Source organism: Enterococcus sp. AAFC-DPL-5182 (assembly GCF_058216605.1).
The window spans coordinates 2760815-2776768 of sequence record NZ_CM177101.1 but is presented as its reverse complement, the minus strand read 5'-3'; the positions used below and the strand labels follow the sequence as shown (position 1 = coordinate 2776768).

Below are 15954 nucleotides of genomic sequence, written 5' to 3'. Positions count from 1 at the left end.
TTTTTGAGAATGCTTAAAATAAACTTGTTGATCATGCATCTGCTATTTTAAAGCCAGTTACCATTTAACCACAAAGTGTTTAGAAAGTATGTAAAAGGTAGGTTAAATGTTTGTTTCTTGATTTACAAAAAAGGATCTTTTATTTCAAATAAACAGGTTACTGTAATATAAAGAGGTTTAGATTTCAACAACAAGTGTTTTTAATAGCTAAGTTTAATAAACTTCAACAGCGATAATATTCTATCGATTGCCTACTCATTTTTATTGACTATCTTTTTTTCTGATTTTGATTTAAAATAGTTCGTACAGTAAATAATTACGATTGTATGTAAAATTGGGGGCAAGGACATGAAAAAAGAAACCGTATTTGACGTCACTCATCAATCGATTTTAGAAATTGCGAAGGAACTTTTTTTAACGAATGGCTATAAAAATACTTCTACTCGTGATATTGCCAAAGCAGTAAAAATCACACAGCCGGCATTGTATTATCATTTTTCTAATAAAGAAGTTTTATTTATTGAAATCAATAAACAGATTGGTAATCAATTAAAATACGAAATAGAGCAAATTCAAAAAGAAGCAGATTCACTTGAAAATCAGTTGATTAAATGTACGAATGCATTGCTGAATGTTTATCATAGAGATATTTTTTCTTTCATTCATCAAAGTGCAGCTGAAATGGAGCAAGAAAATAAACAGCAATTGTTTTATATTTTAAATGATTATTATTTAAAACCATTACAGGGGATTTTTGAATCAAGTCCTAGTCCGCTAAACCGTAAAGTATCATCGCAAAAGGCGGCACAGTTTTATTTAATGAGTTTGTCATTGCTATTTTCAACGATTCATCAACTTTCTACAGAGAAAGAACGTTCAGAACAAATTGCTGAATTGATGGACATGGTTTTGCATGGTGTTTTGTCTTAAAGAATTAACCGGTTTTTTATCGAGTGATAAAAAAGTGTTGTTTAATTCTTTTTTTCATGATAGAATTTTTATCAACCGATAAAAAATGTTTGATTTATTTTTTTAGGCATTTTTTTATCAATTGATAAAAAAGAGGTGGAATCAATGTTTTTAGGTTTAGAAGAAATGAAGTTTTTTAAACTTAGGTATACGTTAGTAGTGGGTGTTATTGTATTAGTTGCTTATGTTGCATTTATGCTGTCTGGATTAGCAAATGGGTTAGCACAAGGTGTAAGACAAGGTGTTGATCAGTGGGATGCTACTAGTATTATTTTATCTGAAGATGCGAATAAGAGTTTGAATGCTTCAAGCTTGGTTATAGATGACTTAAATCAAGTTGAAGCTAAGGAAAAAGAGCCACTTGGACAATACGCAGGAGCACTAAATAAGGTGGGGCAAACCAAAGAGACTGATAAGATTAATATTTCACTTTTCGGGGTGACTGAAAATAGTTCGATCAAACCTAAATTAGTTGAAGGACGCTATTTTGAAAATTTAGGAGAAATTATTATTCCGCAAAACTTGGTAGATAAAGGTATCAAGTTGGGAGATAGTGTAAAAATTGGAAAACTCGACAAAGAATTAAAGGTCGTTGGAATCACCAAACAAAATAGTTTTAGCATTGTTCCGTTGATTTATACATCGATCGATCAATGGCAAGAGCTTAAATTTGGCAAGATTCTTGAAGGAGCTAAAGCACCGATCAATGGAATTGTTGTACGCTCTACCAAGACAAATGATATCAAGTTCAAGAATGAGGATGCTCATTTAGCTAAATACGAAATTGAAGAGTTTATTGAGAAACTACCTGGCTACAGTGAACAAAACCTCACATTAAATGCTATGATTTATTTCTTGTTCGTCATTACTGCTGCGATTATTGGGATTTTCATCTATGTGATGACTTTGCAAAAAACAAGTTTGTTTGGTGTGATGAAAGCGCAAGGAATCTCTAATGGATATATTATCAAATCCATTATTGCTCAAACTTTTATTTTAGGTGTGATCGGTGTTGCGATCGGTGTGGTGTTGACGTTGTTGACAAATCTTGTGTTACCTTCTGCTATGCCGTTTGAATTAGATAGCACTAACTTGTTGATTTACAGTATAGTGTTGATCGTAGTTGCTGTATTAGGCGGCGTTTTTTCAATCCGGACAGTAACCCATGTCGATCCGATGAAAGCAATAGGAGGGTAAAAAATGACTGATATTTTATTAATGAATAATATTCGTAAAACATTTGGTAAAGGCCATGCGGAAGTAGAAGCTTTAAAAGGAATTGACTTAAAAGTTAAAGCAGGAGAATTTGTCAGTATTATTGGTCCTTCCGGTTCTGGTAAAAGTACATTTTTAACAATTGCTGGCGGTTTGCAAACACCTACATCGGGCTCTATTATGATCAATGGGAAAGATTTTACTCATTTAAATGAAAAAAAACGTTCGAGATTGCGCTTTGAAGAAATTGGGTTTATTTTGCAAACGTCGAATTTAATCCCATTTCTAACAGTAGAGAATCAGTTCAAATTAGTAGATAAAATTGAAAAGAAAAAAACAGAGACACAACGAATAAATGAGTTATTATCTTCCTTAGATATTGCAGATTTGATCCATAAATTTCCAAGAGATCTATCTGGTGGAGAACGTCAACGTGTCGCTATTGCTCGTGCGTTGTTCAATGAACCAAGTTTGATCTTAGCAGATGAGCCAACAGCTAGTTTGGATACAGAACATGCCTATGAAGTCGTAAAAATTCTAGCAAAAGAAGCACACGAAAAACAAAAGGCAACAATTATGGTGACTCATGATCCAAGAATGATTGAATGGAGCGACAATGTCTATCGTATTGAAGATGGCGAATTGACAAAAGAGTAGTGAAAGATAAGATTATAATAGTTAATTTAATATTATATGACTGGGATATGACTCGTAGAGTTGTGCTCCGGTCATTTCTTTTTAATTTTAAGTGTTATAAAAACTGATTTTAGGTTATGATGATAGTGGAGAAAAGTAAACAGTTAGGTATATATGTAGTTGGTATAAGAGATAAAAGAATCAAATAACAGAAAGAGAGGCAGTACAATGGATAATCGAGTAGAAGTAATGACCTTTTCGCAATTAAAAAAAATTGTAGAAGAATTAGATGCAAACACTGCTATCAATGATAATACAAAAGTATTTATTGATACTGGGTGGGACAGTGTTCAAGAGGTTGAACCAGAGGCTTTCCATGTAGAAGAAGTTGTGGAATTTAAAGTACAAGATGAGTTGACTAAAGAATTTTATGTTGGCTATACATTGATAGAAAAAGCAGAACGAATGCAGGCAAACGGTCAGGCAGAAGCCGCTGTCATTATTAGAAATCTATATTAGAAATTACTAGATTCTATAGTATACTTAGTTTCAAGCAAAAGTCTTTCCTTTTTAAAGGATACACACTATTTCCCTTTTATCTATTATTTATAAAAATAAGTGCTAAAATAGGGGAAATAATCATTAGGAAGGTGGTGTTTCTTTTGACAAATCAAATTCCATTTCCAAAGAATTACGAACGGTTTATTGAGTTGGGACAAGAAGCAGTAAAACAGAATAATTTGATTGAAGCAGTTGACTACTATGAACAAGCATATGCAATCAAACAGGACTTCTCGTTGAATGTAGTGCTGGTAAATATATATTTAGAAATAGGTGAAAATGAGCAAGCATTATCGTTAGCTTCAGAAATGAAAGAAAAGTATTTTTCATATTTAGATTATTTGGAGCTGTACATTCAAATTTTGATCCAAAATCATATGTTTATTCAAGCACATAGCATTATTAATGAACGAATTTTGATAGAACAAAGCGGAGAAATGAGGAAATTGATTTCTTTGAAGAAAAAAATTCGTCATGTTGAGCTAATGTATCAACAGTTTGAAGTTGGGAAAATCAAAGAACTTAAGGAAGAGTTAGATCGTTTAAATACGCATAATTACTATGAACAGTTGGCTATAGCGAAAAAAGCTGGTCAGTTGCCTCAAGATGAATTTATTGCGATTGGAAAAAAGATTTTATTGGATGCACAGGTACATAATTTGGTTCGGTCATGGATACTTGAAGAACTTGTAAGACTTCATGTTAAAGAAGAAGTTGACTTTTTGTGGAGAGATAACAAAAAATATACAGTAGTTCCAGCTTCTGTGGGCACCCCTTTGGATAGTGCAGCATATCAAAGAATTCTTTTGTTTTTAGAAAAAGAATTGATCAATGATGATCCTATTTTATTAGTAGATGTCATGGAAGAAATCAGACTGCATTTTGCATTACTTTATCCTTTGGCGGATGAAGTTATTGAAAATCCTAGGCTGTGGGCAGTGAGTTATATTATTTCCTATAACCATTCAATTGCGCAAAAGTATCAACTTGATGAAGATCGATCAGAAATTGAAAAAATCCAAAAGATCCAAAGCCAGCTTCGTTTTGAATTGGAGACAATGATTTTATAGTAAAAAAGAGTAAAGAGCTGAAAAGTCTCTTTACTCTTTTTTCGTTGAAAATGGCAAAAGCCGATTTACTTTCTAGTCATATGATTTATGAATAATAGCAACAGAAACGAAAGTAGGAAATATAAAAGAATACCTCCTTGGATAAAAGTGATGACTAAAAATAAAAGCTGATAATCAATATTTGTGAACTGATTAAAATAACGGCTAATAATAAACTCTGTAAAAGCTAACAGAAGTGACATAACGAATAACCTTGTGTGACGCTGACTCAATAGTATCAACTACCTAACTAAGATATTATAATAAAAATATATAATAACATATAAAAATAGTTTATTTTTTCATATTTTAAGTTGTATGAATAGATATTTGAGAAAAATATTTTCAGTATGAGTAGGAAGAAGATTGAGAGACAAAAGTAAGATAAACTTTGACGATGATAGGTTTTTATCCTATCTGTTTTTTCTTACCTGAATATATATTAAGGTATTTGGGTAAAAAGAGATTGTTTGCGAATTATTATACTTTTTTAAGAATATAAAAAATGAAGTTGAACAACGAATAAATAAAGAAAATGAATTTGCCATTCGCTATGTCAGGTTGTTTTTATACGGACACAGACTAATTCTCTCTAATTTAGTAGGAAGAATAGCGATCAATGATGCGGTAAAAATAAATAGTATACAAGAAAAAGGTAATCTGTTATTTACAATAGAATGTTTATCTGTTTGTTATGACATCGTTATGGAGGAAAGAGGAGTCATAAAAAAAATATATGTGGAGGACTCTAGAGTTGTGATGTACAAAACACCGATCATACTTTTAGAAGTAATCGATTAGTTTTGACAGGGTTTAACTAAACTTGGGTTGTTAATAAAAAAATTGCTCATCATTTAGTAGAGTAGTCTGGGTATAAAAACCTAGACTTTTTCTTTTTGGAAAAACATTAAAAAGGCATACCTAGCAAGAGTCAATTGACTGATAAAAAATACCCCCTTTAGATTAAGGGGGGAGAGATTAGAAAACGCGCCCGATGACAAGGCAAGCCCAGCACTAACTTTTACAACACTGGTATGGTGATACCGTATGATAGCTATATTATGGCTAATGGTTTTGTGTGGATCAGTTACATTGCTAGTAGTGGTTGTTGCTGTCGGTCCAGATGATGGGTGGATTGATACGATTTGGGGTAGAGGATTTTTTAATTAAATATAGATAGCCCTCTTTTGAGGGCTATTCTTTATGGTCGTGGAGGTCGTGGAGCATCTGGGTCTCTTATTTCATCATCAAAAAATGGTGGTAAAGTTAATGGATCTTCAAAACCAGCATAACCGATGTTCATGCCAATCTTATACGTGACAGCACCAGCTGAATAATTTGTGATTTCGCAACCTAAATCAATCGGACGGTCATATGGTGAATTACGACTAAAACCATATGAGTAACCCAAAAATACATTGTTATTAAACAAAGGATTTGAATCGGAATCAATTGTAAATTTTCCATCTCTTATTTCACCCAAATTATACTTGAATATTTCCAGCTTTCTATCTGCCGTAGATATTCTCATTTTTGCAATGAGTGTGTGCGGATAAATAATAAATGCTTTTTTCTGCATCCTATATGTTTCGCCGTGTTCTAAAGTAACTGTTCTAACGTCAGCTGTAGCTTTTTGTAAAGCACTAGATGGTGTAAAATCAGGTAATGTTTCTACAGTGGTTTCTGCCTGTACTTTTTGACTCAACCCGAAAATACTAACTAATCCTAATACAAATATTAACAACCTAATTTTTTTCATATCAAATCTCCTTCGTGTTTATTTATTGATAGTACTACTTTAGTGTAATTTATATATTTCTAAATGAAAATAGAGTATTATCGGATTTTTATTGAGTTTTAACACATAATTCTGCAATACTATCCTCTAAACTATCAAACTCCCATCGTGCCGATCCGCTATCCTAACAAGCCCTACAATGTTGCTATCTAATATAATTATCCGATTCACATAAAAAAACTCTGACGATAATATACGCAAAGAGGAGAGGGAATTATTTTATGTAATTGATTTTAATGGTTTTAAGACAAATTCTCATATAAAATGATCTGGATTACGAACAAAAAACTTTTCTACAACAAGCTGTTTTCTTCTATATTTACCAATCGTTGACCGCTAGCACACAAGAAATACTGAAACTCTTTGTAAAAGAATAATCCAGCTTCATATTCATCAATTATGTCCATCGGTATCTTTCTTTATTTTAGGTTTCCAATCATCGAATGGGTAATCAATTTTTCTGGTTTGAATTTTAAAGTCTCTTAGTTATTAGTTTGCAATTGCAGATATTGATCCGAATAGGCATATTCAAAGACGATGAAATGGTAATTCTTTTCCAGTGGTAATGCTGCAAGGTAGTCTCGTTTTTTTGACAGGTGGAAAAGACCAAAAGTTGTAACCATTTCTTTCTATTATTCATTTGCTTAGAAGGCACCTTCTTATATGGAATAAGATGCAACGAGTAGAAATATTGAGCAGGGCACACTTGATGCTTTAAATGTGCGGTTTTTACATATCTCATTATTATCACCTGAGAATATCGTGCGAATGTTTGTTTGTATTGTCTGGGATGAGATACTTAACTCAAAGGTGAAATTAAAAAAGCTACTGGTTATCAACAACCATTTTAAATAGTAACGAGATAACAGAAAGAGTGATTTTATTAAACGATGGATTTAATAATATGCCTATGATAATATTAGTAATGGTTAGTTTACATTATTATTATAAGGAGATGCTCATGAAAGCTAAAATAACAAAATCTCGTGAGTCAAATTTTGAACTTTTAAGAATATTAGCCATGTTGGGAATTATTGTATATCATTTGGTAATGCATCACCTAGATTACAACAGATTTGCTTTAGTTCATCCGGAAAAAGGATCTAATTTCTATCATTTAGAAACAATTCAAATTATTTATACTTTTGGACAAATAGGAAATACCTTATTCATTTTAATAACTGGATATTTTCTGATAGGCAAGAAAAATATTAACGTTATAAAGCCAGGAGTTAAGTTGTTAAACCGTTCGTATTTGTTAGCCATTATTTTGTTGGGTGTCTCTTTTTTATTTAGTAGGTTTCAGATGCCATTTTCATCGAGTTCCGACATACATATGGCGCTAAATGGTTGGTGGTTCATAGGTTATTACATTTTTATTATTATATTTGCTAAATACTTTCTTAATGATTTTCTAGTTAAGTTGGATAAGAAAGGTTATCTTAATTTTATTTTAATAACTATATTACTTTTAAGCTTTATGGAATTTTTTAATGTTCTTACGAATTTGAAAATCCAAAATTTTGCAATCGGAATCCTAATGTACTCATTGGGAGGATTCATTCGTCTTTATAACCCCTTGAAAAATGTGAAAACAATTACTCTGATATTATGTATATTAGCATTTGCATTCATTCAAGTTGTACAATACAAAGTAAATTTAAATGTAAATATGAGAGCCTTTTACAACGACCCTAGTGTAATATTTGCTAAATCTCCGTTTACAAATACTCTATGGTCCCCAAGTATTTTGTTTACTATATGCAGCGTGAGCATATTTGAGTTGTTTAGTCGATTAAGGATAGGTAGCATCAAGATTATAAACTATGTATCTGCTGCAACATTCACTGTCTATCTTTTTCACGAATCTTCATTTTTCAGAAGTATGCAATTTAAAGGTATTCCATTGCCGAATAGATTAGGTTTATTAAAAGAAGTTTCAACTAAAATCGTAGATAGCGATCCAATGAAGGGCGCCGTTGTTCCGATAGATAATGTAGAAGGTTGGATAAATTTAAAAGACTTTTTAAATATCAGTCAAGTTTTTCAATATAGAGGGGTTAAACTTGGGTTGTTTTATATGATGATACTAACATTGTTTATATTTATAGTAGGTATCTGTTTTGAGCTTGTTATTAGATTTACTAATAAAGTATTTAAGAGCATTTTTTATAATGATTTTAAAGGAATAAAAAGAAGATTGGAATAAAAAAAGACACTCCTGAATTAACAGAAGCGCCTTGAATTTATTATGTTTTGGCTAACAGATTTTTACACCCAAAAATGCACCTAAATTTTTATTTTTACACCCAAATCCACCCAAAATTTAAATCAATAATCAGTGTTAAAATATGGTATAATCAGTTTTAGAACTGACATAATAGTAAAAATCATGATTAAACTATATTATTAAAAACGCGCCCTGAGGGAATCGAACCCCCGTCTCAAGAACCGGAATCTTACGTGATATCCACTACACTAAGGGCGCAAGCACGTTTACTAGTTTAGCTGATATTTTGATAAATTACAAGGGGGAGGGGAAAAAATAATGAAATTTGAACAACATTTGTCACAACAACAAAAGCAAGTTCAAAAGCTAGCTATGACACAACAATTACAGCAGTCTATTCAAATTTTACAATACAATTCAGAAGAACTTTACGCATACATAGAAGCAAAGTCCTTAGAAAATCCTTTGATTGATGTTCAATCAGAGACAAATTTTGGAGATCTTCCCTATTCCAGTGGTAAAACATATACCAATGAGGAACATAACTATTTAAATCAAATTCCTGATAATCATACATCGCTTTTTGAATATTTGATCGACCAAATTCATTTAAATTATCGAGATACCTATCTGCGAACATTGGTATTATTTTTAGTTGAGTATATCGATTTAAATGGTTATTTGATGATCGACTTAGATGAAGCAGCTCTAAAAACAGGAGCAAAAGCAATTGAAATGCTAGATGCTTTGACGCTGATTCAGCAATTAGATCCAGCAGGAGTTGGGGCAAGAGACTTACGGGAATGTTTGATGTTGCAGATTGAGCGAGATGATACAGCTCCTGAATTGGCGTATATTGTCATTGAAGAAGAGTTTACTCATTTGGCTAATCGAAAATGGGGACTGATTGCGAAAAAATTTGATGTAGCATTGTCAGAAATTCAAACGATTTTTGATTATATTCAGACATTAACACCATCTCCTGGAAGTATTTTTGAATCAACTTCAGGGTTATACATACGTCCGGATCTAACTTTACGAATCGAAGAAAATCAGCTAACAGTTCTTTCAAATAAGACTGGTACACCGACCATTCAGTTTCAGCAAGCGTACTTTGAAAGAATGGAAGCAACGGATGATAAAGAAGTTCAAGAATACATCAAAGAAAAGAAAAATGAATTTGAGTGGCTGGAGAAAACGATTATTCAACGTGGGGATACGATTTTAAGAGTTGGCACGGAAATTGTCCAACGTCAGCAGGATTTCTTTTTTAAAGAGGATCGTCCATTAAAACCAATGACCTTAAAGGAAATTGCAGAATCATTGAACGTACATGAATCGACAGTTAGTCGGTCAGTTAATGGGAAATACCTAGAAACAGAATTTGGGGTTTTTGAGTTGCGTTCATTCTTTTCCCATGGTTTATCAAATGACGATACAGGAGAAGAGACCTCAACCAGCAGTATTAAAAAACAACTGCAAGCTTTAGTTGATAATGAAAATAAAGCGAAGCCACTTTCCGATCAGAAGTTGGTAGACTTGTTAAAAGAACAAGAAATTGAAATTTCCCGTCGCACTGTTACAAAGTACCGAGAAGCTCTGGGCATCCCTTCTTCTTCCAAGCGTAAAAGATATGACGAATAAAACATTAAGAATCGAAAAAGTGTCTAACTCTGAGAAAATAGAGCTAGACACTTTTTTAATTATTCAATAAATGAACGGGTTACGGCTGCCAAACTAAATGTTCCGAAGGTAAACCATCTTCAATACCTTGCCAAACAGAAATAAAGTGATACTTTTCTAATAGGTGCTTTGATGCACCATTTTTAGGATCAATAATGGCATAAAGAGTGGCTTGAGATAAGGTTTCTGATTGTTTTATCAAGTTTAATAGGGCTAAAATGATTTGAGTGGCATAGCCTTTTCCCCAGTGTTCAGGCAAAAGCATATAACCGATCTCTATTTTATTTTCTTCATCCCAAGACAATTTACCGAAACCAATATAGTCTTCTTGATCAAAAAATTTGTAATAGCCTGTTTGATCATTATGGGTTTTATTATAAGTTAAAATTTTGTCGAAATTTTCAATGGCTTCAAGTTCAGGCTCTACCTTTTCAGTGATGTAGCGCATCACACGAATATCTTTGGTGAGAACGGAATACAAGTGTCGATCGTTTTTTTGATAGAATTCAAATAGTAGATTGCTATCATTGAACATTATGATTTACCTCCCAAGTTTTATTGTACGTATTTTTAAATTAAAATATGTTAATCTATTCAAAGTATATGGTCTAAAATAGTATTGACTGTTGTAACTAATAGATAGAGTATAGCAATTTTTTTATTTCCGACGATATAAGAAATGAAACCAACGCCGCCGAATAAGATGATTTCAACAATAATTCGTTCAATTTCAGTTAACCGATCAGGTGATAAAGGAGCCATATATTTGCCCCAAAAAAGAACCGTACAAATGGGAAAACCAATACTGAATATAAGCTTTAGCATGAGTGTATTTATGTTTAAAGCCGCTATTATCATTAAACCGATCGTGATTAATTCCAGTATGAATCGAACGCTGTCATTAAGTGTTTTGACCATGTTAGTCACCTACTTTTTTCTGGATTTTTGTTTGTCTTGTTTAATAATAACATTGGAGTTAAGGGGATAGTCAATACAACTATATCAAAAATGCTGCATCCTTGAATAATAAAAGGATGCAGCATTTATCAGTAAGCCACCTGACGGATTCGAACCGTCGACCCCCACCTTACCATGGTGGTGCTCTACCAGCTGAGCTAAGGCGGCAATATTAGTAATACAGATAACAGGTTACCGTAGATAGTAAGGTTTGTCAATATATTTCCTTGTACAATATAAGAACAAGAATGTTTATAACTTGTTATATAACTAAAGTATAATTCTATCTTATATCAAAATATTCTATTGACACAGAACTGCATGTATTGCTAAACTGAAACAAAGGGGAGAAAATAAATATGTTTATTGTTTGGGGTAGTACAGGATTTGAAAGAGATTTGGGAGATACAGTGATTCAATGCGATTGCAGTCACTGCAACAACGAAGTAATCATGCAAGGAAAGCAAGTAGGACGAAAATTCACGTTATTTTGGATTCCACTTTTTACCACATCGTCTAGTCACTACTTGTTGTGTCCAATTTGTGGATATGGCAAAGAATTATCTAAAGATGTCTTAGAGCAGTACTTAGTTAGCTCTGTAGAAACTATTACTGAGTAGACAAATTTAAAAAAAGGTTTGACAGGGAATTTATTTTCTAGTAATATACAACGTAACAACAAAAAGAATAACAGTCCGTTGAAGAGAAGAGTAAATTTGGACGTGCTTTACAAGAGAGTCTCGGTTGGTGAAAAGAGATAAGCGCATAAGAGTTGAAGATGGCCTCACGAGGACAAGCTGTTGATAGGTAAGCAGCTTCGGGAAAGCACCCGTTATCAAAGCAGCAAGTTATAAGACTTGGTCTAAGAAAAGTAATGATGATTACTTTAAAACAAAGGTGGTACCGCGATTATTCGCCCTTTACTAGTGTATGCTAGTAGAGGGCTATTTTTATGCTCATCATGGAAATAGCGTCATTAGATTTTTTAAACAACTGAATAAATAAAGCAATGAAATGGAAAGTACAGATGAAACGATATCTAACAGAGAGCTTGGGTAGCTGAAAACAAGCGATAAACGAAATCTGGAAAATGGCCATTGAGCAGCGCTTCGAGTGAATCATTCATAAGACAGCGACGGATGTACCCGTTATAGTACTAGAGTATAATCGATCATTGATCGCCGTACTTGATGAGGATATCTATGTGAGTAGATATCAAATAGAGGTGGTAGCACGCAAAAGCGTCCTCAAATGTATAATTTTTATACATTTGAGGACGCTTTTTTTCTTTTTATAAATAACAATAATGGAGGGATAATAGTATGAAGAAAAAGTTATTGTGTATTGCATTGGTATTAGCGGGAATCGTTGGAATTGCAGCGTGTGGAAATACTGACAAGGCTTCATTAAACAAAGAAAAAGAAACGAAAATCATTCGAGTCGGCACATCACCTGGACCCTATAGTGAATTATTTTTAGAAGCCGTCAAACCTATTTTGGAGAAGGATGGCTATCAAATAGAACAAACAGAATTTACAGAATTGATCCAAGCTGATGTGGCACTATCAGAGGGTACTATCGATTTAAATGTTGACCAACATATCGCTTATCTAAACAATTTTAATGAAAATAAAGGAACTCACTTGGTTGGTATCACACCAATTCCAACTGTTCCAGCAGGGCTGTTTCCAGGGAAAAGAACTACGCTAGATGAAGTGAAAGAAGGCGATAAAATTGGGATTCCAGATGATGCTTCAAATACTGCACGAGCCTTCAATCTCTTACAAAAAGCTGGCTGGATCAAGTTAAAAACAGGAATCGATCCAGTAAAAGCAACAAAAGAAGATATTGTGAGTAATTCGAAGAATCTGGAACTGGTCCAAATGTCATCCGCTCAAATCCCTAGAAGTCTAGCAGATTTAGATTTTGCAGTGATTCCAGGAAGTATTGTATACAGCGCCAAGCTTGATCCAAAAGACAGTTTACTTTCGGAAGATGTGTTAAAAGACTACGAATTAGTCGCCACGATTGATGAGAAAAATTCAAAGAGTGATTGGGCTCAAGCTGTAGTGAAAGCTTATCATTCAGAAGAGTTTCAAAAATATTTAAAAGAGCATAACCAAGGAAATTACTGGTTTATTCCAAAAGAATTACAGGGGGAACAAAAATGATCGAATTAAAAAATATAGACGTTACTTTTTATCAGAAGAAACAGCGAATCGAGGCAGTGAAAAATGTTTCTCTAACAATTGAAAAAGAAGATGTATTTGGAATTGTGGGGTATTCAGGCGCAGGAAAAAGTACTCTGGTTCGGGTAATCAACTTACTGCAACGACCAACAGCTGGACAAGTGATCATCAACAACCAAGATATTCTTTCTTTTTCAGCAAAAGAATTAAGAGCTCAACGGAAAAAAATCGGAATGATTTTCCAGCATTTTAATTTAATGAAAGAACGCTCGATTTTTGCGAATGTTGATTTTTCTCTAAAGTATTCTGGATTGTCAAAAGAGCAACGTAAAGAAAAAATCGAACGACTGCTCGACTTAGTAGGTCTTTCAGAGAAGAGAGATGCTTATCCTAGCCAACTGTCGGGCGGGCAAAAGCAGCGTGTAGCTATCGCTAGGGCATTAGCAAATGATCCCGAAATATTATTATGTGATGAAGCAACGAGCGCTTTAGATCCTAAAACAACAATTCAAATTTTAGACCTATTGAAGAAATTAAATAAAGAATTAGGCTTAACGATTGTTTTGATCACTCATGAGATGCAAGTGGTGAAAGAAATTTGCAATAAAGTAGCGGTGATGGAAGACGGACAGGTGATTGAAGAAAATGATATTGTATCGATTTTTAGTCAACCTAAAGAAACCTTGACGAAGGACTTTATCCGGACAGCAACACATATCGATCAAGCATTGGAAACAATTATTCAACATCCTAGTTTGACTAATTTGAGTGGAAATGAAGTGTTGGTGGAATTTTCTTATGTAGGAGAGCAAACAAGCGAACCGTTGATTGCTCAGCTTTACAGTAAATATCATGTGGTGACGAATATTTTATATGGAAATGTAGAAATCTTGCAGCAAGTGCCAATTGGCAATTTGATCGTCATTCTTTCGGGAGAAGAAACTCAGCGAGATAGAGCTTTGGACTTTCTGCAAAAACAGGGTGTGAAAATCAAAGTTTTGAAAAAGAGCGAAACAAAAGAAAGTGTTATCCCATTACATGTTATCTAAATTAAAAAAGGAGTGACCTAAATGCAGTCATTTTTACAACAATATTTTCCAAATGTTTTACTACTAAAACAAGAGTTTATCGATAGTACGATTGAAACACTTTATATGGTCTTTTGGACGGCGGTTATCGCTGGTATTTTAGGAACATTACTTGGCGTCGTTCTAGTTGCAACAGGTCCTGAGGGGATTTTAAAAAATAGTGTTCTGTATAATATTTTAGAAAAAATTATCAACGTTTGTAGATCCATTCCCTTTATCATCATGCTGGCATTGATTCAGCCGATCACTCGTTTTTTAACAGGAACAACGATTGGGACAACGGCTGCGTTAGTGCCGCTGGTGATAGGGGTGATTCCATTTTTTGCTCGCCAAATCGAAAATGCCTTATTAGAAGTCGATCCGGGTGTGATTGAAGCGGCGGAATCAATGGGAACTAGCCCTTTGGGAATTATTTTTAGAGTGTATTTAGTGGAAGGCTTACCAAGTATCATTCGAGTTTCATCGGTTACGATCATTAATCTGATTGGGTTAACGGCGATGGCTGGAGCGATTGGAGCAGGTGGTCTGGGGAATCTTGCAATCACTAGAGGTTATAATCGATTCCAAACAGACGTCACAGTTGTTGCAACGCTGATTATTTTAGTTTTGGTTTTTGCCAGCCAGTTTATTAGCAACACATTGATCAAAAAAACATCACATTAAAAAAACGAAAAGAGGAAATAGAATGAAAAAAACAGTGAAAATTATCGGATTAGCATTAACAATTGGGTTTGTATTAGCAGGATGTTCTGCTGGAAGTGCCAAAAGTGAAAAGAATGAAGTCGTAAAATTAGGTGTAGTTGGTGCGAATAATGAAGTACTAGAATCAGTCAAAGAACGTTTGAAAGATGAGGGAATCGATTTAGAGCTTGTTGAATTCTCTGATTATACACAACCAAACGCGGCCTTAGCTGAAAAAGAAATCGATTTAAATTCATTCCAGCATCAAATTTTCTTAGATAACTATAATTCAGAACATAAAACAGACCTAGTCTCCATTGGTAATACCGTTAGTGCACCACTGGGAATATATTCTTCAAAAATCAAAGGCGTTAAAGAATTAAAAGAAGGTGCTGAGATCGCGATTCCAAATGATGCGACAAACGGAGGACGTGCCTTACTATTATTACAAAGTGCTGGATTGATCAAAGTTGATCCTGCTAAGAAGCAAACACCGACAGTAAGTGATATTACTGAAAATAAATTAAACTTAAAGATCACAGAATTAGATGCTTCACAAACGGCTAGAGCACTTCAAGATATCGATGCTTCTGTAATCAATAGCGGAATGGCTGTTGATGCTGGCTTTGTTCCGGCAAAAGATGCAATTTTCTTAGAGCCTGTGGATAAAACATCTAAGCCCTATGTGAATATCATTGTTGCGCGTAAAGAAGACGAAGACAATAAAACATACAATAAAGTAGTGGACACATATCAACAAGAAGAAACCAAAAAAGTGATTGAAGAAACATCAAAAGGTTCTAGTGTTCCAGCTTGGGAAACATTTGGCAGAAAATAA

16 protein-coding genes, 2 tRNA genes and 2 other annotated features are annotated in these 15954 nt (G+C 33.6%); of the genes, 13 read left to right on the top strand and 5 right to left on the bottom strand.

Annotation, left to right across the window (positions count from 1 at the left end; translation table 11 throughout):
* Positions 1 to 348 precede the first annotated feature (348 nt).
* From AC4BB7_RS13015 to AC4BB7_RS12990, 6 genes are all read left to right on the top strand, one after another.
* Positions 349 to 930 (top strand): TetR/AcrR family transcriptional regulator, encoded by a 582-nt coding sequence (locus AC4BB7_RS13015; protein ID WP_086313905.1) that lies wholly within the window; start codon positions 349 to 351, stop codon positions 928 to 930.
* A 144-nt stretch (positions 931 to 1074) separates the two neighbouring features.
* Complete coding sequence (locus AC4BB7_RS13010) at positions 1075 to 2166, top strand: ABC transporter permease (RefSeq protein ID WP_490483322.1); 1092 nt, start codon at positions 1075 to 1077, stop codon at positions 2164 to 2166.
* Positions 2167 to 2169: 3 nt separating this feature from the next.
* Positions 2170 to 2841 carry an ABC transporter ATP-binding protein gene (locus AC4BB7_RS13005; protein WP_086313903.1) on the top strand — a complete coding sequence of 224 codons (672 nt, stop codon included), beginning with the start codon at positions 2170 to 2172 and terminating at the stop codon, positions 2839 to 2841.
* Between the two features lie 207 nt (positions 2842 to 3048).
* Positions 3049 to 3339 (top strand): hypothetical protein, encoded by a 291-nt coding sequence (locus AC4BB7_RS13000; protein WP_086313902.1) that lies wholly within the window; start codon positions 3049 to 3051, stop codon positions 3337 to 3339.
* Between the two features lie 134 nt (positions 3340 to 3473).
* The gene (locus AC4BB7_RS12995) at positions 3474 to 4451 is read left to right on the top strand and encodes a tetratricopeptide repeat protein (protein ID WP_490483321.1); all 978 of its coding nucleotides are present in this window, start codon (positions 3474 to 3476) and stop codon (positions 4449 to 4451) included.
* Positions 4452 to 5524: 1073 nt separating this feature from the next.
* Positions 5525 to 5617: a hypothetical protein gene (locus tag AC4BB7_RS12990; protein ID WP_490483320.1), complete on the top strand. Its 93-nt coding sequence runs from the start codon at positions 5525 to 5527 to the stop codon at positions 5615 to 5617.
* Between the two features lie 74 nt (positions 5618 to 5691).
* Here the strand turns inward: AC4BB7_RS12990 and AC4BB7_RS12985 are convergent, their stop codons facing one another.
* Positions 5692 to 6249, bottom strand: a complete 558-nt coding sequence (locus AC4BB7_RS12985; RefSeq protein ID WP_490483319.1) for a hypothetical protein — start codon at positions 6247 to 6249, stop codon at positions 5692 to 5694.
* Positions 6250 to 7249: 1000 nt separating this feature from the next.
* Here AC4BB7_RS12985 and AC4BB7_RS12980 point away from each other — a divergent pair.
* The gene (locus tag AC4BB7_RS12980) at positions 7250 to 8497 is read left to right on the top strand and encodes an acyltransferase family protein (RefSeq protein ID WP_490483318.1); all 1248 of its coding nucleotides are present in this window, start codon (positions 7250 to 7252) and stop codon (positions 8495 to 8497) included.
* A 207-nt stretch (positions 8498 to 8704) separates the two neighbouring features.
* On the opposite strand, the gene AC4BB7_RS12975 is transcribed toward AC4BB7_RS12980, so the two are convergent.
* A tRNA-Arg gene (locus AC4BB7_RS12975) sits at positions 8705 to 8776 on the bottom strand.
* Positions 8777 to 8836: 60 nt separating this feature from the next.
* Between AC4BB7_RS12975 and rpoN the strand changes: the two genes are divergently transcribed.
* Complete coding sequence (gene rpoN, locus AC4BB7_RS12970; protein ID WP_490483317.1) at positions 8837 to 10162, top strand: RNA polymerase factor sigma-54; 1326 nt, start codon at positions 8837 to 8839, stop codon at positions 10160 to 10162.
* 79 nt (positions 10163 to 10241) lie between these two features.
* Here rpoN and AC4BB7_RS12965 read toward each other — a convergent pair whose 3' ends face one another.
* The 3 genes from AC4BB7_RS12965 to AC4BB7_RS12955 all read right to left on the bottom strand — a co-directional run bounded on the left by AC4BB7_RS12965 (position 10242) and on the right by AC4BB7_RS12955 (position 11326).
* The gene (locus AC4BB7_RS12965; protein ID WP_490483316.1) at positions 10242 to 10736 is read right to left on the bottom strand and encodes a GNAT family N-acetyltransferase; all 495 of its coding nucleotides are present in this window, start codon (positions 10734 to 10736) and stop codon (positions 10242 to 10244) included.
* A 59-nt stretch (positions 10737 to 10795) separates the two neighbouring features.
* Entirely contained in the window at positions 10796 to 11119 is a 324-nt protein-coding gene (locus AC4BB7_RS12960; protein WP_490483315.1) for a YrdB family protein, read from the bottom strand.
* A gap of 134 nt (positions 11120 to 11253) precedes the next feature.
* Positions 11254 to 11326, bottom strand: a tRNA-Thr gene (locus AC4BB7_RS12955).
* A 191-nt stretch (positions 11327 to 11517) separates the two neighbouring features.
* On the opposite strand from AC4BB7_RS12955, the gene AC4BB7_RS12950 reads away from it, so the two are divergent.
* The 5 genes from AC4BB7_RS12950 to AC4BB7_RS12930 all read left to right on the top strand — a co-directional run bounded on the left by AC4BB7_RS12950 (position 11518) and on the right by AC4BB7_RS12930 (position 15954).
* Positions 11518 to 11778 carry a zinc-ribbon domain-containing protein gene (locus AC4BB7_RS12950; protein WP_086313897.1) on the top strand — a complete coding sequence of 87 codons (261 nt, stop codon included), beginning with the start codon at positions 11518 to 11520 and terminating at the stop codon, positions 11776 to 11778.
* Positions 11779 to 11847: 69 nt separating this feature from the next.
* Positions 11848 to 12082: a binding site (T-box leader), on the top strand.
* A gap of 76 nt (positions 12083 to 12158) precedes the next feature.
* Positions 12159 to 12410, top strand: a binding site (T-box leader).
* Positions 12411 to 12480: 70 nt separating this feature from the next.
* A complete protein-coding gene (locus tag AC4BB7_RS12945) occupies positions 12481 to 13329 on the top strand; it encodes a MetQ/NlpA family ABC transporter substrate-binding protein (protein WP_490483314.1) in 849 nt (282 codons plus the stop codon).
* Positions 13326 to 14396, top strand: a complete 1071-nt coding sequence (locus AC4BB7_RS12940; RefSeq protein WP_490483313.1) for a methionine ABC transporter ATP-binding protein — start codon at positions 13326 to 13328, stop codon at positions 14394 to 14396. Before AC4BB7_RS12945 ends, AC4BB7_RS12940 begins: the two co-directional genes overlap by 4 nt.
* Before the next feature lie 21 nt (positions 14397 to 14417).
* The gene (locus AC4BB7_RS12935; protein WP_490483312.1) at positions 14418 to 15098 is read left to right on the top strand and encodes a methionine ABC transporter permease; all 681 of its coding nucleotides are present in this window, start codon (positions 14418 to 14420) and stop codon (positions 15096 to 15098) included.
* Positions 15099 to 15120: 22 nt separating this feature from the next.
* On the top strand, positions 15121 to 15954 hold the full coding sequence (locus tag AC4BB7_RS12930; protein ID WP_490483311.1) for a MetQ/NlpA family ABC transporter substrate-binding protein: 834 nt from the start codon (positions 15121 to 15123) through the stop codon (positions 15952 to 15954).

Excerpts from the sequence above, each read along its gene's own strand:
- AC4BB7_RS12940 (WP_490483313.1), top strand. The coding sequence starts at position 13,326 with ATGATCGAATTAAAAAATATAGACGTTACTTTTTATCAGAAGAAACAG.
- AC4BB7_RS12985 (WP_490483319.1), bottom strand. The coding sequence starts at position 6,249 with ATGAAAAAAATTAGGTTGTTAATATTTGTATTAGGATTAGTTAGTATT.
- AC4BB7_RS12980 (WP_490483318.1), top strand. The coding sequence starts at position 7,250 with ATGAAAGCTAAAATAACAAAATCTCGTGAGTCAAATTTTGAACTTTTA.
- AC4BB7_RS12960 (WP_490483315.1), bottom strand. The coding sequence starts at position 11,119 with ATGGTCAAAACACTTAATGACAGCGTTCGATTCATACTGGAATTAATC.
- AC4BB7_RS13010 (WP_490483322.1), top strand. The coding sequence starts at position 1,075 with ATGTTTTTAGGTTTAGAAGAAATGAAGTTTTTTAAACTTAGGTATACG.
- AC4BB7_RS12945 (WP_490483314.1), top strand. The coding sequence starts at position 12,481 with ATGAAGAAAAAGTTATTGTGTATTGCATTGGTATTAGCGGGAATCGTT.
- AC4BB7_RS12950 (WP_086313897.1), top strand. The coding sequence starts at position 11,518 with ATGTTTATTGTTTGGGGTAGTACAGGATTTGAAAGAGATTTGGGAGAT.
- AC4BB7_RS12935 (WP_490483312.1), top strand. The coding sequence starts at position 14,418 with ATGCAGTCATTTTTACAACAATATTTTCCAAATGTTTTACTACTAAAA.
- AC4BB7_RS12990 (WP_490483320.1), top strand. The coding sequence starts at position 5,525 with ATGGTGATACCGTATGATAGCTATATTATGGCTAATGGTTTTGTGTGG.
- AC4BB7_RS12965 (WP_490483316.1), bottom strand. The coding sequence starts at position 10,736 with ATGTTCAATGATAGCAATCTACTATTTGAATTCTATCAAAAAAACGAT.
- AC4BB7_RS13015 (WP_086313905.1), top strand. The coding sequence starts at position 349 with ATGAAAAAAGAAACCGTATTTGACGTCACTCATCAATCGATTTTAGAA.
- AC4BB7_RS13005 (WP_086313903.1), top strand. The coding sequence starts at position 2,170 with ATGACTGATATTTTATTAATGAATAATATTCGTAAAACATTTGGTAAA.
- AC4BB7_RS13000 (WP_086313902.1), top strand. The coding sequence starts at position 3,049 with ATGGATAATCGAGTAGAAGTAATGACCTTTTCGCAATTAAAAAAAATT.
- AC4BB7_RS12930 (WP_490483311.1), top strand. The coding sequence starts at position 15,121 with ATGAAAAAAACAGTGAAAATTATCGGATTAGCATTAACAATTGGGTTT.
- rpoN (WP_490483317.1), top strand. The coding sequence starts at position 8,837 with ATGAAATTTGAACAACATTTGTCACAACAACAAAAGCAAGTTCAAAAG.